The 22,898-nt window shown below is 70.6% G+C and carries 24 protein-coding genes; 21 read left to right on the forward strand and 3 right to left on the reverse strand.

The genetic code is table 11. The annotated features are described in order from the left end of the window. The first annotated feature begins 9 nt into the window (after window positions 1-9). From ACT54X_RS21800 to ACT54X_RS21850, 11 genes are all read left to right on the forward strand, one after another. Complete coding sequence (locus tag ACT54X_RS21800; RefSeq protein ID WP_476348555.1) at window positions 10-411, forward strand: nuclear transport factor 2 family protein; 402 nt, start codon at window positions 10-12, stop codon at window positions 409-411. A gap of 20 nt (window positions 412-431) precedes the next feature. Beyond that, window positions 432-1,832, forward strand: coding sequence for an NAD(P)/FAD-dependent oxidoreductase (locus ACT54X_RS21805; protein ID WP_294366433.1), 1,401 nt, complete (start codon window positions 432-434; stop codon window positions 1,830-1,832). A 45-nt stretch (window positions 1,833-1,877) separates the two neighbouring features. Next, window positions 1,878-3,476 carry an ABC transporter substrate-binding protein gene (locus ACT54X_RS21810; RefSeq protein ID WP_476348557.1) on the forward strand — a complete coding sequence of 533 codons (1,599 nt, stop codon included), beginning with the start codon at window positions 1,878-1,880 and terminating at the stop codon, window positions 3,474-3,476. 7 nt (window positions 3,477-3,483) lie between these two features. Then, the gene (locus tag ACT54X_RS21815) at window positions 3,484-4,458 is read left to right on the forward strand and encodes an ABC transporter permease (RefSeq protein WP_476348558.1); all 975 of its coding nucleotides are present in this window, start codon (window positions 3,484-3,486) and stop codon (window positions 4,456-4,458) included. A gap of 3 nt (window positions 4,459-4,461) precedes the next feature. Continuing rightward, window positions 4,462-5,364 carry an ABC transporter permease gene (locus ACT54X_RS21820; protein ID WP_017758606.1) on the forward strand — a complete coding sequence of 301 codons (903 nt, stop codon included), beginning with the start codon at window positions 4,462-4,464 and terminating at the stop codon, window positions 5,362-5,364. 1 nt (window position 5,365) lies between these two features. Beyond that, window positions 5,366-6,397, forward strand: a complete 1,032-nt coding sequence (locus ACT54X_RS21825) for an ABC transporter ATP-binding protein (RefSeq protein ID WP_476348560.1) — start codon at window positions 5,366-5,368, stop codon at window positions 6,395-6,397. A gap of 20 nt (window positions 6,398-6,417) precedes the next feature. Continuing rightward, a complete protein-coding gene (locus ACT54X_RS21830; RefSeq protein WP_476348562.1) occupies window positions 6,418-7,467 on the forward strand; it encodes an ABC transporter ATP-binding protein in 1,050 nt (349 codons plus the stop codon). An 82-nt stretch (window positions 7,468-7,549) separates the two neighbouring features. Continuing rightward, entirely contained in the window at window positions 7,550-9,199 is a 1,650-nt protein-coding gene (locus ACT54X_RS21835) for an amidohydrolase (protein ID WP_294366445.1), read from the forward strand. A gap of 40 nt (window positions 9,200-9,239) precedes the next feature. Then, on the forward strand, window positions 9,240-10,280 hold the full coding sequence (locus ACT54X_RS21840; RefSeq protein WP_476348565.1) for a CobW family GTP-binding protein: 1,041 nt from the start codon (window positions 9,240-9,242) through the stop codon (window positions 10,278-10,280). Further along, the gene (locus ACT54X_RS21845) at window positions 10,277-11,212 is read left to right on the forward strand and encodes an EamA family transporter (protein ID WP_476348567.1); all 936 of its coding nucleotides are present in this window, start codon (window positions 10,277-10,279) and stop codon (window positions 11,210-11,212) included. The genes ACT54X_RS21840 and ACT54X_RS21845 overlap by 4 nt, the downstream gene beginning before the upstream one ends. 47 nt (window positions 11,213-11,259) lie before the next feature. Next, window positions 11,260-12,144, forward strand: a complete 885-nt coding sequence (locus ACT54X_RS21850) for a DMT family transporter (protein WP_476348569.1) — start codon at window positions 11,260-11,262, stop codon at window positions 12,142-12,144. Between the two features lie 33 nt (window positions 12,145-12,177). Here the strand turns inward: ACT54X_RS21850 and andR are convergent, their stop codons facing one another. Next, window positions 12,178-13,206, reverse strand: coding sequence for an anthranilate 1,2-dioxygenase regulatory protein AndR (gene andR, locus ACT54X_RS21855; protein WP_476348571.1), 1,029 nt, complete (start codon window positions 13,204-13,206; stop codon window positions 12,178-12,180). A gap of 210 nt (window positions 13,207-13,416) precedes the next feature. On the opposite strand from andR, the gene andAc reads away from it, so the two are divergent. From andAc to ACT54X_RS21890, 7 genes are all read left to right on the forward strand, one after another. Then, on the forward strand, window positions 13,417-14,703 hold the full coding sequence (gene andAc, locus ACT54X_RS21860; protein ID WP_294366453.1) for an anthranilate 1,2-dioxygenase large subunit AndAc: 1,287 nt from the start codon (window positions 13,417-13,419) through the stop codon (window positions 14,701-14,703). 13 nt (window positions 14,704-14,716) lie between these two features. Next, window positions 14,717-15,229: an anthranilate 1,2-dioxygenase small subunit AndAd gene (gene andAd / locus ACT54X_RS21865; RefSeq protein ID WP_476348573.1), complete on the forward strand. Its 513-nt coding sequence runs from the start codon at window positions 14,717-14,719 to the stop codon at window positions 15,227-15,229. A gap of 98 nt (window positions 15,230-15,327) precedes the next feature. Continuing rightward, the gene (locus ACT54X_RS21870) at window positions 15,328-16,506 is read left to right on the forward strand and encodes an ABC transporter substrate-binding protein (RefSeq protein WP_476348575.1); all 1,179 of its coding nucleotides are present in this window, start codon (window positions 15,328-15,330) and stop codon (window positions 16,504-16,506) included. 13 nt (window positions 16,507-16,519) lie between these two features. Beyond that, entirely contained in the window at window positions 16,520-17,440 is a 921-nt protein-coding gene (locus tag ACT54X_RS21875) for a branched-chain amino acid ABC transporter permease (protein WP_114801859.1), read from the forward strand. Between the two features lie 5 nt (window positions 17,441-17,445). Continuing rightward, complete coding sequence (locus ACT54X_RS21880) at window positions 17,446-18,423, forward strand: branched-chain amino acid ABC transporter permease (protein ID WP_476348577.1); 978 nt, start codon at window positions 17,446-17,448, stop codon at window positions 18,421-18,423. Beyond that, window positions 18,420-19,172, forward strand: coding sequence for an ABC transporter ATP-binding protein (locus ACT54X_RS21885; RefSeq protein WP_476348579.1), 753 nt, complete (start codon window positions 18,420-18,422; stop codon window positions 19,170-19,172). The genes ACT54X_RS21880 and ACT54X_RS21885 overlap by 4 nt, the downstream gene beginning before the upstream one ends. Then, window positions 19,169-19,891, forward strand: a complete 723-nt coding sequence (locus tag ACT54X_RS21890; protein WP_476348581.1) for an ABC transporter ATP-binding protein — start codon at window positions 19,169-19,171, stop codon at window positions 19,889-19,891. Before ACT54X_RS21885 ends, ACT54X_RS21890 begins: the two co-directional genes overlap by 4 nt. A gap of 40 nt (window positions 19,892-19,931) precedes the next feature. Here the strand turns inward: ACT54X_RS21890 and ACT54X_RS21895 are convergent, their stop codons facing one another. Continuing rightward, window positions 19,932-20,816, reverse strand: a complete 885-nt coding sequence (locus ACT54X_RS21895; RefSeq protein WP_476348583.1) for an acyl-CoA thioesterase — start codon at window positions 20,814-20,816, stop codon at window positions 19,932-19,934. A gap of 92 nt (window positions 20,817-20,908) precedes the next feature. Here ACT54X_RS21895 and ACT54X_RS21900 point away from each other — a divergent pair, with 92 nt between their 5' ends. Further along, window positions 20,909-21,226, forward strand: coding sequence for an N-acetyltransferase family protein (locus tag ACT54X_RS21900; protein WP_476348585.1), 318 nt, complete (start codon window positions 20,909-20,911; stop codon window positions 21,224-21,226). A 12-nt stretch (window positions 21,227-21,238) separates the two neighbouring features. Continuing rightward, window positions 21,239-21,409: a GNAT family N-acetyltransferase gene (locus tag ACT54X_RS21905; protein WP_476348587.1), complete on the forward strand. Its 171-nt coding sequence runs from the start codon at window positions 21,239-21,241 to the stop codon at window positions 21,407-21,409. Here the strand turns inward: ACT54X_RS21905 and ACT54X_RS21910 are convergent. Continuing rightward, the gene (locus tag ACT54X_RS21910) at window positions 21,352-21,786 is read right to left on the reverse strand and encodes a VOC family protein (RefSeq protein WP_476348589.1); all 435 of its coding nucleotides are present in this window, start codon (window positions 21,784-21,786) and stop codon (window positions 21,352-21,354) included. The genes ACT54X_RS21905 and ACT54X_RS21910 overlap by 58 nt on opposite strands. 125 nt (window positions 21,787-21,911) lie before the next feature. On the opposite strand from ACT54X_RS21910, the gene ACT54X_RS21915 reads away from it, so the two are divergent. Beyond that, window positions 21,912-22,898, forward strand: a complete 987-nt coding sequence (locus tag ACT54X_RS21915) for a hypothetical protein (protein WP_294366472.1) — start codon at window positions 21,912-21,914, stop codon at window positions 22,896-22,898.

Raw genomic sequence — 22,898 nt, forward strand, 5'->3', positions numbered from 1 at the left:
GCCCCTGCCATGACTTCTGCTCCTTCTTCGCCCGTCACCGTGGAGATGCTCGCCGCCTTCTCCGACGCCTGGAATCGCCACGACCTGCCCGCGCTGATGGGCTTCATGCATGCCGACTGCGTGTTCGAGACCGCCGCCGGTCCCGAGGCCTGCGGCGCCCGCCACAGCGGCACCGAGGCCGTGGCCGCGGCCTTCGAGGCGGCCTGGAAGAACTTTCCCGACGCGCAGTGGCGCAACGGCCGGCACTTCGTGGCCGGCGAGCGCGGCGTCTCGGAATGGACCTTCACCGGCACCGCCGCCGACGGCTCGCGCGTTGAGGCCGATGGCGTGGACGTGTTCACCTTCCAGGACGGAAAGATCCTGGTGAAGAACGCCTTCCGCAAGATGCGCCCCGCGCTGCCCAAGGCCTGAGCCTGCTGGAGCGCTGCACCATGGCCATCACCACCCCGCGCGAAGTCTTCGCGCCCTACGACCCGGCCTACGACCCGCTGGTCTCGGCCGGCCCCGGCCACAACCGCGACTACGCGCCCACCTACTGGGCCGCCACCGCCGGCACGCCACCGGACGACGACGGCCCCATCACCGCCGACGTCGATGCGGACGTGGTCATCATCGGCTCGGGCTTCACCGGCCTGGCCGCGGCCCTGTTCCTCGCGAAAGAGCACGGCATCAAGGCCACGGTGCTCGAAGCCAACCGCGTGGCCTGGGGCTGCACCAGTCGCAACGGCGGCCAGGGCCAGAACGCCAGCGGCCGGCTCTATCGCTCGCAGTGGATCGAGCGCTGGGGCCTGGACGTGGCGAAGAAGCTCGACGCCGAGATCCGCTTCGGCTTCCAGACCTTTGCCGACCTGGTGGCGCAGATCGACTGCGACGCGCAGCCGGGCGGCCACCTGTTCGTGGCGCATCGCGAGAAGAAGATGGACTTCCTGCGCCGGGAGACCGAGGTGATGCGCCAGCACTTCGGCTACGACGCGCGCATGCTCAGCGCCGAGGAAGTGCGCCGCGACTGGTGCGGCGACCAGGACGCCAAGGGCGCGCAGTACGAGTCCGAAGGCATCTCGGTGCATCCGCTCAAGCTGGCCCACGGTTACCTGAAGATGGCCCGCGAGCTGGGCGCCCGCGTGCACCCGGCCAGCCCGGTCATCGGCTGGGAGACGAAGAACGGCGTGCACCACCTGCGCACGCCCGGCGGCACGGTGCGGGCGCGCGCCGTGGGCATCGCCACCGGCGCGTACACGGCGCCGGGCCTGTACCCGGGGCTGAAGAACCGCTACTTCCCCGTGCTGTCCAACTCCATCGTCACGCGCCCGCTCACGCCGGCCGAGCTGGAGGCCACCGGCTTCAAGACGCGCATCGCCATCACCGACACGCGGACGCTGCGCTTCTATTACCGCCTGCTGCCCGACAACCGCGTGCAGATCGGCAGCCGCAGCGCCATCACCGGCGCGGATGCGCACCGCGAGGCGCACTACCGCCTGCTCACCGAAGGGCTGGCGCGCAAGTTCCCGGCGCTCAAGGATATCGAAATTGCCCACTCCTGGTGGGGCTGGGTGGACGTGAGCCACGACATGATGCCCCGCATCGTGCAACCCGATGCCGCGCAGCAGGTCTTCTACGCGCTGGGCTACGGCGGCAACGGCGTCTCCTTCTCGGCCCATGCGGGCCGCCGCATGGCGCAGCGCATCGCCGGCCAGGCCGATGCCGCCTTCGGCCTGCCCATCTACCAGGGCGCGCTGCCCTTTCCGGCGCAAGGCGAATGGGCGGCGCCTTTCCGCCGCCTGGGCCAGAGCTTGCTCTACCGCTGGTACTGGCTGCGCGACGAAGTGATCTGAGCCGCGACGTCTCCTCTCTTTCCATTCGATCCAGGAGTGCATTCCATGACCACCCCGTTCCTCACCCGCCGTGCCCTGTCGCTGGCCGCGGCCGCGCTGCTGGCTGGCAGCAGCCTGCTCGGCACCGCTGCCCAGGCCCAGGAGATCAAGAAGGGCGGCACGCTGGTGATCGGCACCACGCAGGCGCCGCGGCACCTCAATGGTGCCGTGCAGTCGGGCATCGCCACGGCCGTGCCCTCGACCCAGCTCTTCGCCAGCCCGCTGCGCTTCGACGACAAGTGGAACCCGCAGCCCTACCTCGCCGAGAGCTGGAAGCTGGCCGAGGACGGCAAGTCGCTCACGCTCAACCTGCGCAAGGACGCCGTCTTCCACGACGGCAAGCCCATCACCTCGGAGGACGTGGCCTTCTCCATCATGGCGATCAAGGCCAACCACCCCTTCTCGACCATGCTCGCGCCGGTGGAGAAGGTGGAGACGCCCAACCCCACCACCGCCATCATCCGCATGAGCACGCCGCATCCGGCCATCGTGCTTGCCATGTCGCCGGCCCTGTGCCCGATCATGCCCAAGCACATCTACGGCGACGGCACCGACCTCAAGAACAACCCGCGCAACAGCCAGAACCTGGTGGGCTCGGGGCCCTTCAAGCTGGTGGAGTTCAAGGCCGGGCAGCGCGTGGTGATGGAGAAGTTCGACAAGTTCTTCCTGCCCGGCAAGCCCTACCTCGACAAGATCATCCTGAACATCGTGCCCGACACCCAGAGCCTGGTGCTGGGCCTGGAGCGCGGCGACCTGCAGATGCTGCCCTACGCCGCCGGCGCGGTGGACCTCAAGCGCCTGAAGGCCAATCCCAACCTGGTGATGACCGACAAGGGCTTCGAGGGCATCGGCCCCATCAACTGGCTGGCCTTCAACACTGCGAAGAAGCCGCTGAACGATGTCAACGTGCGCAAGGCCATCGCCTATGCCATCGACAAGAACTTCATCACCAAGGCGCTGATGGGCGGCTTCGCCACCGTGGACGACGGCCCCATCGTGCCGGGCAGCCCCTTCGCCGTGCCCGACCTGGTGAAGTACCCGCTGGACCTGAAGAAGTCGGCCGAGCTGCTGGACGCCGCGGGCCTCAAGCCGGGCGCGGGCGGCGAGCGCTTCAAGCTCACCATCGACTACATCCCCGGCAACGACGAGCAGCAGAAGAACGTGGCCGAGTACCTGCGCTCGCAGCTCAAGAAGGTGGGCATCGGCGTGGAGGTGCGCGCCTCGGCCGACTTTCCGGCCTGGGCCAAACGCGTCGCCAGCCGCGACTTCGACATGACCATGGACACGGTCTTCAACTGGGGCGATCCGGTCATCGGCGTGCACCGCACCTACCTGTCGACCAACATCAAGCCCATCGTCTGGACCAACACGCAGGACTATGCCAACCCCAAGGTGGACGAGCTGCTGAATGCGGCGGGCGGCATCATGGACCCGGTCAAGCGCAAGGCCTACTACGCCACCTTCCAGAAGATCGTGACGGACGAGGTGCCCATCGTCTACATCAACCTGGCGCCCTACCACACGGTGGCCAGCAAGCGCGTGGGCAACCTGCCGACCACCATCTGGGGCCCGGCCTCGCCCATGGACGACGTCTTCCTGAAGTGAGCCGGCCATGAAGCTGCTGAAGCCCCTGGCCTCGCGGCTGCTCCAGGCCCTGGGCCTGGTGCTGGCGGTGGTGGTGCTCAACTTCGCGCTGGTGCATGCCGCGCCCGGCGATCCGGTGGAGACTATCGCCGGCATGAGCGGCGGCATGTCCGAGGAACTGAAGGCGGAGCTGCGCCAGAGCTACGGCCTGGACCGGCCGCTGCCGGTGCAGCTGGGCATCTACCTGACGCGGGTGGCCCGGCTGGACCTGGGCCAGTCCTACATCTTCAACCTCCCGGTGGTCGATCTGATTGCCGAGCGCATCCCGGCCACGCTGCTGCTGGTGCTCAGTTCGGTGGTCTGCGCCTTTCTCATCGGCACCGCGCTGGGCGTGCTGGCCGCGCGCAAGCCCAACGGCTGGCTGTCGCAGGCGATCACGGTGTTCTCGCTGGTCGGCTTCGCGGCGCCGGTGTTCTGGAGCGGGATGATGCTGATGATCCTGTTCGCCTCGGTGTGGCCGATCCTGCCGGTATCGGACATGCGCTCGGTGGACAGCGATGGCCGCGGCCTGGCCGGCGTGGTGGACGTGCTGTGGCACCTGGTGCTGCCCATGTTCACGCTGTCGATGGTGTACCTGGCGCAGTACAGCCGGCTGGCCCGCGCCAGCATGCTGGAGGTGCTGGGCGCCGACTTCATCCGCACCGCACGCGCCAAGGGCCTGGCCGAGGGCGTGGTGCTCTACAAGCACGCGCTGCGCAATGCGGTGCTGCCGGTGGTCACGGTGCTGGGCCTGCAGTTCGGCAACGTGCTGGCAGGCGCCATCCTGGTCGAGACGGTCTTCAACTGGCCGGGCCTGGGTCGCCTGGCCTACGAGTCGGTGCTGCGGCGGGACTACCCGACCATCCTGGGCGTGCTGCTGCTGTCGGCGGTGGTGGTGCTGGTGATGAACCTGCTGACCGATCTCTGCTACCGCCTGATCGACCCTCGAATCAAGAGCAAGTAAGCGATGTCCGCCCTTCCCATCTCCCCTGGCGAGCCCGCCCCGGCCGCCATGCCGCTGCCGGCCGCGCCCTCGCCCGCGCGCGAGGCGCTGGCCATGTTCATGCGCAATCCGGCCGCGGTGGCTGGGCTGGTGCTGCTGTCGCTCATCGTGCTGGTCGCGGTCGTCGGGCCGTGGCTGGTGCAGGCCGATCCCTTCGAGATCCGCGGTGCGCCGCTCAGCCCGCCGGGCACCGAGGACGTGTGGCTGGGCACCGACCAGCTGGGCCGCGATGTCGGCATCGCCCTGCTCTACGGCGGCCGGGCAACGCTGCTGGTGGGGGCCGTGGCTGCGCTGCTGTCGGTCACCATCGGCGTCACGCTGGGTGCGCTCGCCGGCTTCTATGGCGGCCGGGTCGATGCGCTGCTGATGCGCGTGACCGAGTTCTTCCAGGTGCTGCCGGCGCTGCTCTTCGCCATGGTCGTGGTCACGCTGTTCTCGCCCAGCCTGGTGACGGTGGTGCTCTCCATCGGCCTGGTGAGCTGGCCGGGCACCGCGCGGCTGACGCGGGCCGAGTTCATGAAGGTGCGCGACCTGGAGTTCGTGCGCGCCGAGCGCGCCATCGGCGCCGGCAACGCGCGGCTGATCTGGAAGGTGATCCTGCCCAACACCATCGCGCCGCTGGTGGTCTCGGCCACGCTGGCGGTGGGTGCGGCCATCCTGTTCGAGGCCGGCCTGTCCTTCCTGGGCCTGGGCGATCCGAACCTGATGAGCTGGGGAATGATGATCGGCAGCAGCCGGCAGTACGTGCTTTCGGCCTGGTGGGCGGTGGCGATCCCCGGCGTGGCGATCTTCCTGACCGTGCTGGCCGTGAGCCTGATCGGCGATGGGCTCAACGATGCCCTCAACCCCAAGCTGAGAGAACGTTGAGATGACCGAAGCCCTTCTCCAGGTCGACGACCTGCGTGTCGAGTTCGCCACCCGCCGCGGCAAGGCGATGGTGCTCAACGGCGTGAGTTTCGAGGTGCACGCAGGCGAGACGCTGTGCGTGGTCGGCGAGTCCGGCTGCGGCAAGAGCATGACGGCCCTGGCCATCCTGGGCCTGGTGCCGCAGCCGCCGGGCCGTGTGGCCGGCGGGGCGGTGCGCTTCCAGGGCGAGGACCTGGTGAGCGCCACGCCCGAGCGGCTGCGCGCGGTGCGGGGCAACCGCATCTCCATGATCTTCCAGGAGCCCATGACCTCGCTCAACCCGGTCTACACCGTGGGCGAGCAGATCGCCGAGTCGCTGCGCCTGCATGCGCAGCTGGACCGCCGCGCCGCCCATGCGCGTGCCATCGAGATGCTGCGCCAGGTGGGCATTCCCGCGCCCGAGCGCCGCGTCGACGAATACCCGCACCAGCTCTCCGGTGGCATGCGCCAGCGCGTGATGATCGCCATGGCCCTGGCCTGCCGGCCCGACATCCTGATCGCCGACGAGCCCACCACGGCGCTGGACGTGACGGTGCAGGCCCAGATCTTCGACCTGCTGCGCGAGCTGCAGCGCGAGCGCGGCACGGCCATCGTGCTCATCACCCACGACATGGGCGCCGTGGCCGAGATGGCCGACCGCGTGATGGTGATGTACGCCGGTCGCGTGATCGAGCAGGGCCGGGCGGACGACGTGCTGGGCGCGCCGCAGCACCCGTACACGCAGGGCCTGATCGCCTGCCTGCCCGAGCTGGGCAGCAGCCAGGCCGAGGGGCGCACCGAGTTGGCCGAGATCCCCGGCGTGGTGCCCTCGCTGTGGGAGCTGGGCCAGGGCTGCGCCTTCCGCGAGCGCTGCCCGCATGCCCATGCCCGCTGCGCGGCCGAGGTGCCGCCCATGTTCGAGGCCGAGGGTGCGCCCGGCCACGGCGCCGCCTGCTGGCTGCTGGCCGAGGCGGACGCGGCCCCGCCGGTGCAGGCCGCTGCGGCGCACGCCTGAAGACCCGCGCAGGTGCTGCCATGAGCCAACTCATTCCCTTCCCCAACATGCCCGCTCCCGTCACGCCACCGCCGCCGGTGCTGCTGTCCGTCACCGACCTCAAGGTGCATTTCCCGAGCGCCGGCGGCCGTGTGGTGCGCGCGGTGGACGGCGTGAGCTTCGAGCTGCGCCGCGGCACCACGCTGGCCGTGGTGGGCGAGTCCGGCTCGGGCAAGACCACCACCGCCCTGGCCGTGATGCGGCTCGCGCCCATCACCGAAGGCGGCATCCGCCTGGGCACCACCGAGCTGAGCCTGCTCAATGGCGAGAACCTGCGCCGCGCGCGCAGCCGGCTGCAGATGGTCTTCCAGGACCCGTATTCCTCGCTCAACCCGCGCCAGCGCGTGGGCGATGCGGTGCGCGCGCCGCTGGACCTGATGAAGATCGGCACGCCCGCCGAGCGCGCCGCCCGCGTGGACGAACTCTTCCACGCCGTCGGCCTGCGGCCCGAGCAGCAGCACCTGTTCCCGCACCAGTTCTCGGGCGGCCAGCGCCAGCGCGTCAACATTGCGCGCGCCCTGGCCACCAACCCGGAGCTGGTGGTCTGCGACGAGCCGGTCTCGGCGCTGGACATCGCCATCCGCGCGCAGATCCTCAACCTGCTGGCGCGGCTGCAGCGCGAGCTGGGCCTGACCTACCTGTTCATCTCGCACGACATGGCGGTGGTCGAGCACATCTGTGACGAGATCGCCGTCATGTACCTCGGCCAGATCGTGGAGCGCGCGCCGCGCCGCACCTTCTTCGCCCAGCCGCTGCATCCCTACAGCGTGGCGCTGATGTCGGCCGTGCCCACGGTGCGCGGCGGCCGCGCGCGGGCGGCGCAGCGCATCCGGCTGGTGGGCGATCCGCCCAGCCCGCTCGATCCGCCCGCGGGCTGCCGCTTCGCCGGCCGCTGTCCGGTGGCCGAGCCGGCCTGCGGCCAGCCGCAGCAGCTGCGCGAGGTGCAGCCCGGCCACTGGGTGGCCTGCCACAAGGTCTCGCTGCAGGCGGGCCGGCCGGTGCCGCCGCTGGCGCTGCCGGATGCCGCCTGAGGCAGCCCGAGGCCGACCTGAACATTTCCACGCCGTGGCCACTGCACAGCGGCCCTGGCCCTTCATCCGACACCACGACCCCATGTCCCCCATCACCGTCTTCCAGGCCCGCCAGATCCTCACCATGAACCCGCGCCAGCCGCAGGCCACGCATGTGGCCGTGCGCGAGGGGCGCATCCTGGGGGTGGGCGACCTGGCGCGCATGCAGGCCTTCGGCGACTTCACGCTCGACACGCGCTATGCCGACCAGGTGCTGATGCCCGGCCTGGTCGAAGGCCATTCGCACCTCATGGCCGGCGGGCTGTGGAAGTTCAGCTTCGTCGGCTTCCATGCGCGCACCTCGCCCGACGGCCGCGTGTGGGAGGGCTGCCGCAACTTCGACGAGGTGATCGCCCGCCTGCGCGCCGCTGACGCTGCGCTCACCGACCCCAAGGCCCCGCTGCTGGCCTGGGGCTTCGATCCGCTCTTCTTCGGCACCGAGCGCATGACGGTGGAGCACCTGGACCAGGTCTCCACCACGCGGCCCGTGGTCATCCTGCATGCCAGCCAGCACCTGATGAACGTCAACCGCGCCGCACTGGCCGCGGCCGGCATCGACCGCGACACCGACATCGAGGGCATCGCCCGGTTCGCCGACGGCGAGCCCAGCGGCGAGCTGCAGGAGTTCGCGGCCATGTTCCCCATCACGCGGCTGGTGGGCAACATCTTCCGCATCACCGGTTCGTCGCCGGAGAGCCTGCGCCTGTTCGGGCAGATGGCGCGGCTGGCCGGCGTGACCACCGCCACCGACCTGGTCAACGACCTGGCCGAGCCCAACCATGCGGCCATGATGCAGGTCACCGGCGAGCCCGGCTTTCCGGTGCGGCTGGTGCCGGCCTACCTGTGCCTGGACGGCAGCCTCAACCGCACGCAGGGCGCCGCGCGCATCCGCCAGCGGCAGGCCGAGGCCGAAGGCAATGCCAAGCTGCACTACGGCCTGGTCAAGATCGTGGCCGACGGCTCCATCCAGGGCTTCACCGCCCGTGTGCGCTGGCCGGGCTATCACAACGGCGCGCCCAACGGCATCTGGATCCTGCCGCCAGCGGAGCTCAAGGCCGCCATCCGCGACTTCCATGCGCAGGGCTTCCAGCTGCACATCCACACCAACGGTGACGAGGCCACCGAGTTGGCGCTGGACGGCATCGAGGAGGCCCTGGCCGCGCACCCGCGCGCCGACCACCGCCACACGCTGCAGCACTGCCAGATGGCCGACGCGGCGCAGTTCCGCCGCATGGCCACGCTGGGCGTGTGCGCCAACCTGTTCGCCAACCACATCTACTACTGGGGCGAGGCGCATCTGGCCCAGACCATGGGCCCCGACCGCGCCTTCCGCATGGACGCCTGCGCCACCGCGCTGGCGCACGGGGTGCCGCTGGCCATCCATTCCGACGCGCCCATCACGCCGCTGGCGCCGCTGTTCACCGCCTGGTGCGCCGTCAACCGGCTCACGTCGAGCGGCCGCGTGCTGGGCGAGGCCGAGCGCATCGGCGTGCCCGAGGCGCTGTGGGCCATCACCCAGGGCGCGGCCTACACCCTGGGCCTGGACGACCGCATCGGCTCCATCGAGGTCGGCAAATGGGCCGACTTCTGCGTGCTGGACGAGAGCCCGCTGGCCGTCGCGCCCGAGGCGCTCAAGGACCTGCGCGTGGCCGGCACGGTGATCGGCGGCGTGCCGACCGAGGCGGCCGCGTGAAGGGGCTTGCTGGGTGCGTGCGGCGGCGCGGGATGCAGGCATGAGGCCGCGCATCCCGCTCACCGTCATCGGCGGCTTCCTGGGCGCCGGCAAGACCACGCTGCTCAACCACCTGCTCGCGCAGTCGGGCGACCGGCGCATCGCCGTGCTGGTCAACGACTTCGGCGCCATCAACATCGACCGCGCGCTCATCGCCAGCGAAGAGGCCGGCGCCATCGAGCTGACCAACGGCTGCGTCTGCTGCGCCATCGGCGACGACCTGACCACCGCGCTCATCGGCCTGATCGAAAGGCACGAGCCGCCCGATGCCATCGTGATCGAGGCCAGCGGCGTCTCCGACCCCTGGCGCATCGCGCAGGTAGGCCTGGCCGATCCGGCGCTGGCGCTGGACGCCGTGCTGGTGCTGGCCGATGCCACCGTGCTGCGCGAACAGGCGGCGGACCCGCTGCTGACCGACAGCATCCGGCGGCAGCTGGATGCGGCGGACCTGCTGGTGCTGAACAAGACCGACCTGGTCGACGAAGCCGCGCTGTCTGGCCTGCGTGCATGGCTGGATGCCGAATGGCCAGCCACGCCGCGCATCGAGACCGTGCAGGCCCGCGTGCCGTCCGCGCTGCTGCAGGCACCGCGCCTGCCGCGGGCGGACGAAGGTGCCGCGCACTGCGCGGCCTGCGGTGGCGAGCACGGCCACGTGCATGCGGACCACCACCGGCCCGCGCACGACGCGTGGGACGCCGACGCGCTGCACGCTCACCACGACCACGGCGACGTGGACCATGCCCAGCTCTTCGAGACCTGGGCCCTGCGCGATGCGCCGGTCTTCCATGCGCCGGCCCTGCGTGCGCTGCTCAAGGCCATGCCGGCTGGCGTGCTCCGCCTCAAGGGCCTGGTGCGCACCGACGCGCATGCGGGCCTGGTGGAGCTGCAGTTTGCCGGCCGCCATGGCGCGCTGCGCGCCGCGCCCGGCACCGCGCCGGAGATCGCCGACACGATGGTCGCCATCGGCCTGCGCGGCCACCTGCCGGCGCACGAGCTGGCGCAACGCCTGCAGGCCGCCGCCGCCGTGAAGGAGGCCGCATGACGCGCCCCGCGCAAAGCTTCGCCGGCCTGGACCTGCTCGCCGCCCTGGGCGTGGTCGTCATCTGGGGCCTCAACTTCGTGGCGATGAAGTATTCGCTGCGCGACTTCACGCCCTTCCAGCTGGGCTTCTTCCGCTACGTGTTCGCGGTGTTGCCGCTCGTCTTCATCGTGCCGCGGCCACGCCTGTCCTGGCGCTGGCTGGTGCCGGCAGGCCTCGCGCAGCTGGGCCAGTTCGGCCTGCTGTTCGTGGCGCTCCAGGTGGGCATGACGGCGGCCCTGGCCTCGGTGCTGATGCAGACGCAGGTCTTCTTCACCACGCTGCTGGGCGTGGCCCTGCTGGGCGAGCGGCTGTCCGGGCCGCTGCGCGCTGGGCTGGTGCTGGCGGCCGTGGGCCTGCTGTGCTTCGGCCTCAACTTCGCGGGCGGCAGTGGCACGGCCGGCATCACCGTGCTGGGCCTGGTGCTGAACCTGGGCGGCGCCTTCATGTGGGCCGCCTCCAACATCGTGGCGCGCAAGGCCCAGGCCGCGCAGCCGGGCTACGACCCGCTGCAGTTCGTGGTGTGGATGTCGCTTGTGCCCATCCTGCCCTTCGGCCTGATGGCCTGGTTCTTCGAGCCCGCGGCCACGCACGACCAGTGGCGCCACGCCAGCCTGGGCGGCTGGCTGGGCGTGGCCTACCTGGGCTGGTTCGCCACCATCGTGGCCTATGCCATGTGGACCGGCCTGCTCAAGCGCCATCCCGCCAACCGTGTGGCGCCCTTCAGCCTGGGCGTGCCGGTGATCGGCCTGGCGGCCGGCATGCTCACGCTGGGCGAGGGTGTGACGGCCTGGCAATGGGCGGGCAGTGCCTGCGTGGTGGCGGCGCTGGGGGTGGTGATGTTCGGTGGGCGCTTTGGCGCGCGGCGGCGGCCCGCCGCAGTGCGGGGGCTCTGACCCGGTCTCCGGCGTCCGAGGCGGCGGACGTCCACAATCGCCCGCCCATGGAGACCCTCACCCGCCGCCAATGGGCGCTGCTCATTCCGCTGACCATCGCCTGGGGCATCAACTGGCCGATCATGAAGGTGGGGGTGACCGATCTGCCGCCCCTGACCTTCCGCGCGATGTCGCTGTGGCTGGGCGTGCCGGTGCTGGCGGTGGTGCTGCGGGCGATGCGCCTGCCCTTCCGCGTGCCGCGTCGCCACTGGCCCGAGCTGCTGTGGCTGTCGGCCACCAACATGTTCGTCTGGCACGTGTGCATCATCATCGCGCTGCGCCACCTGTCGGGCGGACGCGCGGCCATCCTGGGCTACACCATGCCGGTGTTCTCGGCCATCCTGGGCGCCATGCTCTTCAGTACCCGGCTGTCGGCGCGTGCCTGGATGGGCGTTGCTGCCGCGGCATTGGGCGTGACCTTCCTGCTGTGGCACGAGTTCACCGGCCTGGCCGGCAGCCCGGGCTTCGTGGCCCTGGCGCTGGGGGCTGCCGCCACCTGGGCGCTGGGCACGCAGCTGCTGCGGCGCACGCAACTGCCGGTGCCCACGCTGACGCTGTCCTTCTGGATGACCACGCTCACGGCCATCGTGATGGGCGGGCTGTCGGCGCTGGCCGAGCGTTCCGGCTGGCATATGCCCAGCCCCGGGGCGTGGGGCGCCATCGTCTACAACGCCGTGGTGATCTTCGGCTTCGCCCACGTCGCCTGGTTCGTGCTGGCCCGGGGCCTGCCGCCGGTCGCCTCGACCCTCAGCGTGATGATGATCCCGGTGCTGGGCGTTCTCAGCAGCGCGCTCTGGCTGGGCGAGGCCATCTACTGGCAGGACTGGCTGGCCATGACCTTGCTGATGGTGGCCATCGCCGCCGTGCTGCTGCCGGCGCGCGCCAGGGCCTGAGAGGGGCGCAGCAACAGCCCCGCGCCGCCTGCCTCAGCCGGCGGCGCGCAGCGTGTCCGAGGGCGACTCGCCGAAGCGCAGGCGGTAGGCCTGCGCAAAGCGGCTCAGGTGCGCGAAGCCGCAGTCCAGCGCCACGGCGGCGACGGTGATGCCGTCCTCGCCCGCGCGCAGGCGCTGGCGGGCGCGCTCCAGCCGCAGGTCGCGCAGGGTCTGCATGGGGCTCTCGTCGCGCACGCGGCGGAAGGCGTCGAGCAGCGTGCGCACCGATACACCGGCGGCCGCCGCGATGTCGGCCAGGCGCAGGGGTTCGTCGGCATGCGATTCCATGTGGGCCACCGCGCGCCGCACGCAGGCCGCCTGGCTGGGGCCCGCACCGGCACCCGCGGGCCGGGCCGCGATGCGCAGCGGCACGTCGTCGGTCCAGGGCTGGCCGGCGAGCAGCAGGTGCACCAGCAGGCGCTCCATCTCGGCCGCGACGATGGGGCTGGCCTGCACCGCCTGCATCAGGGCGTCGGAACTCAGCAGCAGGTGCAGCTGGGCGCGCCAGGCCTGCAGGGCCGGGCGCTGCAGGTCCAGCCCAGCCTCGAAGCGTAGCGGGCGACCGGTGTGCGATTCGAGCATGCGGCGGTCCAGCCGCAGCACGAACTGCTCGCAGTCGGGCGACAGGTCGGCCAGGAAGCGGCTGCCGGGTGCGCACACCATGCCATGGTGGCCATCGGCCTGCAGCGGCCGGTCGTCGGCCAGCACCTCGGCATGGCCCTGCAGGCAGAACATCAGCAGGTGGTAGTCCTCCACGGGGGATACGTCCACTCGGGTGGTCTCGCCGAAGCGGATGGTGCCCAGGCCAATGCCGCCCACGCGCACGAAGTCCATGTGCGAGCGCCCGCCGCGCGGGCGCTCCAGCGCCTGCAGCCGGTGCGGCTGCATCACGCGCGAGATGCGCTCGCGGGCGTCGTCCAGGTCCGAGGACTCGAAGAGGCGGTGCGCACGCAGCAGCCCCGGCGCGAAGGCGGCACCGGAGGCGGGCGGGTCGGCGACAGGGGAGGCGGCGGCTGGACGCATGGTCTGGCGGGGCTTCCGATCAGGACCTGATGCAGCGCAAGAAGCGCGCCAGCCGTTTGTGGCATCGGCGGACCTGCAAGTCCTGCGCGATCCGGACAGCCGCGCCACCGAATCCGCGCGATTCGGATAGCCGCCGCGCGCCGCGCCTTCGACCATGCGGCCCATGACGCCCGGCACTGGCCGGGCCCGCACAAGGAAGGAGTTCTTGCCATGAATCAACCGGTCGATCCTGGTGCACTGCAGGCCGCAGCCGCCGAGCAGCAGCAGCGCGTGGTGCACTTTCCGCAGGCCGACGGCTCGCGCGTGCCCTATGCCGTGTTCAGCTCGCAGGAGGTCTTCGAGCGCGAGCAGGAGCGCATCTACCGCGGCCCCACCTGGAGCTTCGTCGCGCTGGAGGCGGAGATCCCGAACCCCGGCGACTACAAGAGCACCTTCGTCGGCGACACGCCCGTGGTGGTGACCCGCGCGCCCGACGGCGAGCTGGCCTGCTGGGTCAACCGCTGCGCCCACCGCGGCGCGATGGTCTGCCGCAATGCGCGCGGCAATGCCAAGGTGCACACCTGCGTCTACCACCAGTGGGGCTTCAGCGCCAAGGGCGACCTGCAGGGCATTCCCTTCAAGCGCGGGCGCGACGGCGCGCCGGGCATGCCGCCGGACTTCGACAACAAGGCGCACGGCCTGCGCAAGCTGCGCGTGGACAGCTACAAAGGGTTGGTGTTCGCCAGCTTCAGCGACGAGGCGCCGACCTTGTCCGACTACATCGGCGAGCAGATGCGGCCGTGGGTGGACCGCGTGATGCACAAGAAGGTGGTGTACCTCGGCTGCACCCGCCAGTACGCGCGCAGCAACTGGAAGCTCTACTACGAGAACGTCAAGGACCCGTACCACGCGAGCCTGCTGCACCTGTTCCACACCACCTTCAACATCTTCCGCGTGGGCATGAAGGCGCGCTCGATGGCCGACAGGACGCACGGCCTGCACAGCATCATCACCGCCACCAACATCGAGGAAGAGGCCGACACCGCCACCGCCTACAAGCAGCAGGCGATCCGTTCGATGGACGACGGTTTCCACCTGGAGGACGCCTCGGTGCTCGGCTTCATCTCGGAGTACGAGGAAGACTGCACCAACCACATCCAGACCATCTTTCCGCAGCTGGTGCTGCAGCAGATCCACAACACGCTGGTGGCGCGGCAGGTGCTGCCCAAGGCGCCGGGCGAGTTCGAGCTGGTCTTCCACTTCTTCGGCTACGAGGACGACACGCCCGAGCTGCGCGCGCTGCGCATCAAGCAGGCCAACCTGGTGGGACCGGCAGGCTTCATCTCGATGGAGGACACCGAGGCTACTGAGCTGGTGCAGCGCGGCACCGCGCGCGATGCCGACGCCACCTCGGTGCTCGACCTGGGCCGCACCGACCCGAACCGGGAGGACACCATGATCACCGAGAACCTGATCCGGAAGTTCTGGACGGGCTACCAAAAACTCATGGGGTATTGAGATGAGCACCGTGATGGAAGCCCCCAAGACCGCTGCGGCTGCCGCAGCGCCCGACGTCGACATCGCCCTCTGGTTCCAGATCCACCAGCTGAACGAGCGCTACTGCGCCCTGCTGGACAACGACCAGCTGGAGGACTGGACGGCCCTGTTCACCGAGGACTGCCTCTACGAGATCGTGCCCAAGGAGAACGCCGACATGGGCCTGCCCATCGGCCTCGTGCACTGCACCAATGCCGGCATGCTGCGCGACCGCGTGGTGGCGCTGCGCCACGCCAACATCTACGAGTCGCACAGCTACCGCCACATGACCAGCGGCCTCGCGATCACGCCGGTGGATGCGCAGACGGTGACGGCCGAGTCCTCGTACGTGGTGGTGCAGACGCGCACGAACGGCGAGTCCTTCATCTTCCAGGCCGGCCGCTACCTCGATCGCCTCGTGCGCACGCCCGCGGGCTGGCGCTTTGCGCAGCGGCGCGTGGTGTACGACACCTCGCGCGTCCTCACGCTGCTGGCCACGCCCATCTGATCGATCCGCAGGCGCGCGACGCCATCGGGCCGGACCCGATGGCATGCCGATTGCTGACAGCCATCCATCCATTCACGCATTCCCCGGAGAGGAAGCCCATGACCCCCGTTTGCACCCGGCCGCTGCTGGCCGCCGCCCTGGCCCTGGCCTTCGCCACGCCCGCCCTGGCCGCCGACCCCATCAAGGTCGGCCTGGCGCTGGACATCTCCGGCCCCTTCGCGGCCGGCGGCGCCGAGACGCGCGACGCCATCAACCTGGCCATCAAGCTGCTCGACAACAAGCTGGGCGGCTACCCGGCCGAGTTCATCCAGGCCGACACGGCGGGCAGCCCCGACCAGGCCAAGCAGATCGTCGACCGCTTCATCCAGCAGAACAAGGTCGACTTCTTCACCGGCCCCACGCCCTCGAACGTGGCGCTGGCCGTGGGCCCGGCGCTGTTCGCGGCCAAGGTGCCCTTCATCACCAGCAACCCCGGCCCCAGCCAGTATGCGGGCGCGCAGTGCAACCCCTACTTCTTCGGCCAGAGCTACCAGAACGACACCTGGGACGAGGCCGCCGGCCAATGGGCCAGCGACCAGGGCCTGAAGAGTGCGTTCATCCTCGCGCCCAACTACCCCGCCGGTCGTGACCACCTGACGGGTTTCAAGCGCCTGTACAAGGGCCAGGTGGTGGCCGAGGTCTACGGCAAGGTGGGCCAGCTGGACTATGCGGCCGAGCTGGCGCAGATCCGCGCTGCCAAGCCCGAGGCGGTGTTCTTCTTCCTGCCCGGCGCCATGGGCATCAACTTCATCAAGCAGTTCGTGGCCTCGGGCCTGTCGAAGGACGTGCGGCTGGTGACCAACCCCGCCTCGGCCGACGAGGACACCATTGCCGCCGTGGGCGAGCCCATGCTGGGCCTGTTCTCCACCTCGCAGTGGTCGCACGACCTGCCCAACGCCGCCAACCAGAAGTTCGTGAGCGAGTTCCGCAAGGCCTACAAGCGCTACCCCACCTTCTATGCCGCGCAGGCCTACGACGCCATCCTGGCCATGGACGCCGCGACCCGCGACGTGAAGGGTGAGGTGAAGAACAAGGAGGCCGTGCTCAAGGCGCTGAAGGCCGCCAACTTCCAGTCCATCCGCGGGCCCTTCAAGTACGGCAACAACAACTTCCCGATCCAGGACTACTACCTGCGCGTGATCGGCAAGGACGCCGAAGGCAGGATCACCAACAAGACCCTCTCGACGCCGCTCAAGGGCTACCGCGACGCCTACCACCAGCTCTGCAAATTGAAGTGACAGCGCGCCCGCGATGACCCCCATCCTCTTCATCGAGCAGATGCTCAACGGCCTGGGCTACGGGCTGATGCTCTTCCTGCTGGCGGCGGGGCTCACGCTGGTGTTCGGCATCATGGACGTGATGAACCTGGCCCATGGCTCGCTCTTCATGGGCGGGGCCTACGTGGCCGCCACTGTGCACACGGCCAGCGGCTCCTTCGTGATGGCGGTGGCCTCGGCCGTGCTGCTGGTGGTGGTGCTGGCAGTGCTGCTCGAATGGCTGCTGGTGCGCCACCTGTACGGGCGCGATCACCTGTCGCAGGTGCTGGCCACCTTCGGCGTCATCCTGGTGGCCGACGACGTGGCCAAGATGATCTGGGGCCCGGCGCCGGTCATGGCCTCGGCGCCGCAGGCGCTGTCGGGTGCCGTCGAGCTGATGCCCGGGCTGCCCTACCCGGCCTATCGCCTCGTCATCCTCGCGGCCGGCGTGCTGGTGGCGCTGGGCCTGTATGCGCTGGTCAACCACACGCGCATGGGCATGCTGGTGCGGGCCGGCGCCTCCAACCGCGCCATGGCCGAGTTCATGGGCGTGCGGGTGGACCGGGTGTTCTCGCTGGTCTTCCTGCTGGGCGCCGCGCTCGCAGCGCTGGCCGGCGCGCTGATGGGACCGCTCACCGCGGTGCAGGTGGGTATGGGCGAGGAGATCCTCATCCCCTCGCTGGTGGTGCTGGTCATCGGCGGCATCGGCTCGGTGCGCGGCGCCTTCGTCGCGGCGATGCTGGTCGGCCTGGTGGACACCATCGGCCGCGCCTTCGTGCCGATGGCGCTGCGCGGCGTGCTGCCGCCCACGCTGGTGTCGGACCTGGGGCCGCTGATCGCGGGCCTGGCCACCTATGCGCTGATGGCGGTGGTGCTGGCCGTTAAGCCGACCGGGCTGTTCCCGGCGCGGGGGTGAGCGGCATGGCACGCGCATTCCCCTGGATCGCCCTGGCGCTGCTGGCGGCCTTTCCGCTGCTGGCGCCCCTGGTGGGGCTGGACTACTACGTCAGCTTCGTGCGCCGGGTGCTGATCTTCGCGCTGGCCGCGGCCAGCCTGAACTTCATCCTCGGCTTCGGCGGCCTGGTGGCGCTGGGCCACATGGGCTTCGTGGGCGTGGGCGCCTACACGCTGGTGGCGCTGGCCGATGCGGGCCAGGTGTCGGCCTGGCTGCTGTGGCCCGCCGCGGCGGTGGTGGCCGGCGGGGTCGCCGCGCTGGTGGGCCTGGTGGCGCTGCGCACGCGCGGCGTGTACTTCATCATGATCACGCTGGCCTTCGCGCAGATGCTCTACTTTGCGGCCGTGTCGCTGCGCGCCTATGGCGGCGACGACGGCTACAACCTGATGCAGCGGCCGGAACTGGGCCTGGGCCTCGACCTTGCCAGCGAGCCCACCTTCTACTGGGTGGTGCTGGCGCTGTTCGCGGCCGTGATGACGCTGATGAACCGCGCCACGCGGGCGCGCTTCGGCCAGGCACTGACGGGCCTGCGCGACAACGAGGTGCGCATGCAGGCCATGGGCTATCCGGTGTTCCGGCTCAAGCTCGTGGCCTTCGCGCTGGCCGGTGCCGTGGCCGGGCTGGCGGGTGCGCTGCTGGTCACGCACAACAACTTCGTCAGCCCTTCGGTCATGCACTGGACGCAGTCGGCCACGCTGATCGTGATGGTGGTGATCGGCGGCGTGGGCCATCGCTGGGGCGGCCCGGTGGGCGCCGCGGTGTGGATCGGGCTGGAGGAGCTGGTGCGCCGCTTCACCGAATACTGGCACCTGCCGCTGGGGCTGCTGTTGATCGCCATCGTCTTCCTGGCGCCGCGCGGACTGGCGGGCCTGCGCCTGCCGGTGCGGCGGCGCACCGCGACGTCTGCCGCCACTGGCGCGGTGGTCGAAGGGAGCGCGACATGAGCCTGTTCGAGGTCGAAGGCCTGCGCAAGAACTTCGGCGCCCTGCGCGCCACCGACGACGTGTCGCTCACCGTCGATGCCGGCCAGATCCATGCGCTGATCGGCCCCAACGGCGCGGGCAAGTCCACGCTGGTCAATCTGATCTCGGGCCTGATCGCGCCCGATGCCGGCCGGGTGCGGCTGGACGGCGTGGACCTCACCCCCTTGCCGATGCACGCCCGCGTGCGCGCCGGCCTCTCGCGCTGTTTCCAGATCACCAGCATCTTCCGCCAGTCCACCGTGATGGAGAACCTGCTGCTGGCCGCGCAGGCGCATGCCGGCAGCAGCCTGCGCTTCCTGGGTGAGCGCAACCGCGAAGCGGCATTGCGCGCCACGGCCGATGAGCTGGCCGCCCGCGTCGGGCTGTCGCAGGCGCTGGACCGCATCGCCGGCACGCTGCCGCATGGCGCGCAGCGCCAGCTCGACGTGGCGCTGGCCCTGGCCGCGCGCCCCAGGCTGCTGCTGCTGGACGAGCCCATGGCCGGTATGGGTCCCGAGGACTCGCAGCAGATGACCGCCCTCATCCACGAACTCAAGCGCGACATGGCGATCCTGCTGATCGAGCACGACATGAAGGCCGTCTTCGAACTGGCCGACCGCATCTCGGTGCTGGTCTATGGCCGCGTGCTCGTGGCCGGCAGCGTCGATGACATCCGCGGCAACCCGCAGGTGCAGGCCGTGTACCTGGGCACGGAAGAGGTGGACGCATGAGCGAAGGCGCAACCCTGCTGCTCGAAGCCCGCGGCCTGGAGGCCGGCTACGGCGCCAGCCAGGTGCTGTTCGGCATCGACCTCGACATCCGCCATGGCCAGGTGCTCACGCTGCTGGGCCGCAACGGCATGGGCAAGAGCACCACGCTCAAGACGCTGATCGGCGCACTGGCATTGCGCCGGGGCAGCATCCGCTTCGGCGGCGAGGCGGTGCACGGCCGCCGGCCCGACGCCATCGCCCGAATGGGCGTGGCCATCGTGCCCGAGGGCCGCCAGTGCTTTCCCAACCTGACGGTGCGCGAGCACCTGGTGGCCTTCGCCGACCAGCGCAACGGCCTGCGCGACGGCTGGACGCTCGAGAAGCTCTACACGCTCTTCCCGCGCCTGGCCGAGCGCGCGGACAACCTGGGGCATCAGCTGTCGGGCGGCGAGCAGCAGATGCTGGCCATCGCGCGGGCGCTGTCGACCAACCCGCGCCTGTTGATTCTGGACGAGGCCACCGAGGGCCTGGCGCCGGTGATCCGCGAAGAGATCTGGCGCTGCCTGCGCCAGCTGAAAGAAGCCGGCCAGACCACGCTGGTGGTCGACAAGTACATCGACCGCCTGCTGGGCCTGGCCGACCGGCATGTGGTGCTCGAGCGCGGCCGCGTGGTGTGGCAGGGCGACTCGGCGGCACTGGATGCCGACCGCAGCATCTGGTCGCGCTACCTGGGCGTGTAGGCGGGCAGGCGCTGCGACGGAGGCGAGGGGTGGCGGGGCTTCAGCCGCGCGGCTCGCGCACCCGCAGCATGCCCTCCTGCGCGGTGGAGGCCACCAGCCGCCCGTCGCGCGAGAACACGCTGCCGCGGCACAGTCCGCGCGCGCCGCCGGCGCTGGGCGAGTCGATCACGTACAGCAGCCAGTCGTCGAAGCGGAAGTCGCGGTGGAACCACATGGCATGGTCCAGGCTGGCGGCGCGCACCTGGCCGGTGAGAAAGCTCAGGCCGTGCGGAATCATGGCGGCGCGCAGCAGGCCGTGGTCCGAGGCATAGGCCAGCAGCGCGCGGTGCACGTTGGGGTCGTCCGGCAGCGGTGCCACGGCGCGCATCCAGACGGCGCTGCCGCCTTCGCGCGGCAGGGGGGCGAGCAGGTCGTCCTGCTCGACGGTGCGGAACTCGATGCCGTGGGGCGCCGTGCCCTTCACGCGGAAGGGCACGGGCAGGCGGTTGCCGAGGGTCAGACGGCGCTCGCGGTCGCTGGGCAGCGCGTCGGGCGGCGCCACCTCGGGCATGGCCAGCTGGTGCTCCACGCCGCGGTCGCGCGTCTGGAACGAGGCCGCCATCTCGAAGATGATGCGGCCCGACTGCCGCGCCAGCACGTGACGGGTGGTGAAGCTGCGGCCGTCGCGCACGCGGTCCACGCTGTAGTCGATGGGCGCATGCTCGCCCGGCAGCAGGAAGTAGGCATGCATGGAGTGCACCGGCCGGTCAGGCTCGACCGTCAGGCAGGCCGCCATGAGCGACTGGCCCAGCACCTGACCGCCGAAGACGGCCGGCGTGCCGATGTCCTCGCTCTGCGCGCGGAAGCGGTCGTCGCCCAGCGGCTCCATGCGCATGAGGGTGACAAGGTCCTCGACGAGGCAGGCGGTGGTGGGGGCGTCGGTCATGGCGTGGGGCAGAAGCAGAGCAGCCCCTCACGTTAGCAAAGCCCGGGCCGGCGGGCAGCCACGCCCGTGACGCGGGTTGCCACAATCCCGCCATGCGCCGACCTGCCACGCCCGCCGACCTTGCCGCCGTTCATGCGATCTACATGCACCCGGACGTGGTGCCCTTCCTCACGCACGAGCCGATGCCGCTGGAGGCCTTCCAGCCGGTGTTCGACGAACTGCTCGCCTCGGGCTGCTTCTTCGTGTGGGAGGTGGCGGGCCAGGTGGCCGGCTTCTACCGCGCCGTGCGCTACCCCGGACGGGCGCGTCATGTCGCACTGCTCGGCACGCTGGCGGTGGACCCGCGCCACCATGGCCAGGGCGTGGGCCGCGCCATGATCGACGATGCCCTCACCCGTCTGCGCGACTAAGGCGCGCTGCGCGTGGAGCTCTTCGCCGAAAGCGACAACCCGCGCGCACTGCGCTTCTACCAGTCGCTGGGCTTCGTGCACGAGGGCACGCTGCGCGGCTTCTACAAGCGCGCCGCGCAGGACCACTACGTGGACGAATGGGTGCTGGGGCTCTGGATGGGGCCGCCCCCTTCGGGCGTGTGACAGGCCAGGCCCAGCTTGTTGCCGTCGAGGTCGCGGAAGTAGGCGCCGTAGTAGTGCGCGTGGTAGTGCGGACGCAGGCCAGGCGGGCCTTCGCAGCGGCCGCCCAGTTGCAGGGCCAGCGCATGCACCTCGTCCACCTGGCGGCGACTTTCGGCCAGCAGGGCCAGCATCGCGCCGTTGCCTGCGCTGGCCGCCTGGCCGTCGTAGGGACGGCCCAGCAGCAGCAGGGGCCGCGCCACGCCCGGCTGCTGCCAGCCGGCCCAGGGATGGTCGCGTTCGATGAAGCGCTGCTGCAGGCCCAGCGCGGCCAGCAGCGGCTGGTAGAAGGCCAGCGCGCGCTCGAAGTCGCTGGTGCCCAGGAAGACGTGCGAGATCATGCGCCAGCATAGGCGTCGCGGGCCGGCATCGTCCAGCCATGGGGGGTTGGCACAATGACCCGCAGACTGGCGCCCTCCGTGCAGGCAGGACGCCGGCCCATCATCACCAAAGACGGGAACTCCTGATGACATCGACACTTCGCCTGTCCCTGCTCGCCGCCGCTGCCGCCTCCGCCTTGCTCGCGGGCTGCGCCTCCAGTGGCAACAGCGCCAGCAGCGGCAATGCCGCCAGTGCCGCCACCCCGGGCGCTGCAACACCCGCCGCGGCCGCTGCGCCCGCCGTGGCACCCGCCCCCGTGGCGCCGCCCAGGCTGCCCGGCCTGGATTACGCCGCCATCCGCGATGCGGCCGACGACGGCAGCGCCGCCAAGATCCGCAAGGCCCTGGTCGGTGAGACCGTCTCGGTGGAACTCGCCCGCGCCAGTGGACGCGGCGTTCCCGCAGGCGCCTATGCCGTCGATGCCGACGACGGCATCTTCTTCCGCTGCGCGACGTCCGAGCGGGGCTTCAAGGGCGGCACGGTGACCGCCAAGGTGCGTTCGGTGCATGTCACGGCCAAGCCGAAGCACCGGGTGCTGGAGCTGGACCGTTGCGCCGAGGTGGCGGCCGCTGCGCCGGCCCCCATCCCCGCGCGTGCGGCTGCACCGGCCCCGGCACCGGCTGCTGCGGCCCCCGCCGCGCCGGCGCCCGTGGCGGCGTCATCCGCCAAGGGCTCGGGCACCCGTGGGGCTGGCAAGCCGGGCATGGACGCCAACGGCAACGTGGTCGATTCGTCCAAGGTCGAATCCGGCAGCGGCATCACCGTCAAGGGCATCAACGATTACGAAGGCGAGATCACCGGCAACCCGGCCGCCAACAGCAAGTTCACGCGGCTGCAGATCGGCATGCCCGTGCGGCAGGTCACCGACCTGATCGGCCCGCCCACGGACCAGGGCGCCTACATGACCGGCAAGGCCTGGATCCCCTTCTACTTCGGCGGCGACCGCCACCGCTTCGAGATGACCTACAAGGGCCAGGGCCGGCTGATCTTCGCGGGCGGCGGCATGGGCGACTTCACGAGCGGCTACCTGATCTGGATCATTCACAACTCCAGCGAGCCGGGGTATCGCTGA

The sequence above is a fragment of the Pseudacidovorax sp. DMC4 genome (genome assembly GCF_056314265.1).

Bases quoted from the DNA above. Each gene is read 5' to 3' on its own strand.
- ACT54X_RS21800 (WP_476348555.1), top strand. From the start codon at position 10: ATGACTTCTGCTCCTTCTTCGCCCGTCACCGTGGAGATGCTCGCCGCC.
- ACT54X_RS21805 (WP_294366433.1), top strand. From the start codon at position 432: ATGGCCATCACCACCCCGCGCGAAGTCTTCGCGCCCTACGACCCGGCC.
- ACT54X_RS21810 (WP_476348557.1), top strand. From the start codon at position 1,878: ATGACCACCCCGTTCCTCACCCGCCGTGCCCTGTCGCTGGCCGCGGCC.
- ACT54X_RS21815 (WP_476348558.1), top strand. From the start codon at position 3,484: ATGAAGCTGCTGAAGCCCCTGGCCTCGCGGCTGCTCCAGGCCCTGGGC.
- ACT54X_RS21820 (WP_017758606.1), top strand. From the start codon at position 4,462: ATGTCCGCCCTTCCCATCTCCCCTGGCGAGCCCGCCCCGGCCGCCATG.
- ACT54X_RS21825 (WP_476348560.1), top strand. From the start codon at position 5,366: ATGACCGAAGCCCTTCTCCAGGTCGACGACCTGCGTGTCGAGTTCGCC.
- ACT54X_RS21830 (WP_476348562.1), top strand. From the start codon at position 6,418: ATGAGCCAACTCATTCCCTTCCCCAACATGCCCGCTCCCGTCACGCCA.
- ACT54X_RS21835 (WP_294366445.1), top strand. From the start codon at position 7,550: ATGTCCCCCATCACCGTCTTCCAGGCCCGCCAGATCCTCACCATGAAC.
- ACT54X_RS21840 (WP_476348565.1), top strand. From the start codon at position 9,240: ATGAGGCCGCGCATCCCGCTCACCGTCATCGGCGGCTTCCTGGGCGCC.
- ACT54X_RS21845 (WP_476348567.1), top strand. From the start codon at position 10,277: ATGACGCGCCCCGCGCAAAGCTTCGCCGGCCTGGACCTGCTCGCCGCC.
- ACT54X_RS21850 (WP_476348569.1), top strand. From the start codon at position 11,260: ATGGAGACCCTCACCCGCCGCCAATGGGCGCTGCTCATTCCGCTGACC.
- andR (WP_476348571.1), bottom strand. From the start codon at position 13,206: ATGCGTCCAGCCGCCGCCTCCCCTGTCGCCGACCCGCCCGCCTCCGGT.
- andAc (WP_294366453.1), top strand. From the start codon at position 13,417: ATGAATCAACCGGTCGATCCTGGTGCACTGCAGGCCGCAGCCGCCGAG.
- andAd (WP_476348573.1), top strand. From the start codon at position 14,717: ATGGAAGCCCCCAAGACCGCTGCGGCTGCCGCAGCGCCCGACGTCGAC.
- ACT54X_RS21870 (WP_476348575.1), top strand. From the start codon at position 15,328: ATGACCCCCGTTTGCACCCGGCCGCTGCTGGCCGCCGCCCTGGCCCTG.
- ACT54X_RS21875 (WP_114801859.1), top strand. From the start codon at position 16,520: ATGACCCCCATCCTCTTCATCGAGCAGATGCTCAACGGCCTGGGCTAC.
- ACT54X_RS21880 (WP_476348577.1), top strand. From the start codon at position 17,446: ATGGCACGCGCATTCCCCTGGATCGCCCTGGCGCTGCTGGCGGCCTTT.
- ACT54X_RS21885 (WP_476348579.1), top strand. From the start codon at position 18,420: ATGAGCCTGTTCGAGGTCGAAGGCCTGCGCAAGAACTTCGGCGCCCTG.
- ACT54X_RS21890 (WP_476348581.1), top strand. From the start codon at position 19,169: ATGAGCGAAGGCGCAACCCTGCTGCTCGAAGCCCGCGGCCTGGAGGCC.
- ACT54X_RS21895 (WP_476348583.1), bottom strand. From the start codon at position 20,816: ATGACCGACGCCCCCACCACCGCCTGCCTCGTCGAGGACCTTGTCACC.
- ACT54X_RS21900 (WP_476348585.1), top strand. From the start codon at position 20,909: ATGCGCCGACCTGCCACGCCCGCCGACCTTGCCGCCGTTCATGCGATC.
- ACT54X_RS21910 (WP_476348589.1), bottom strand. From the start codon at position 21,786: ATGATCTCGCACGTCTTCCTGGGCACCAGCGACTTCGAGCGCGCGCTG.
- ACT54X_RS21915 (WP_294366472.1), top strand. From the start codon at position 21,912: ATGACATCGACACTTCGCCTGTCCCTGCTCGCCGCCGCTGCCGCCTCC.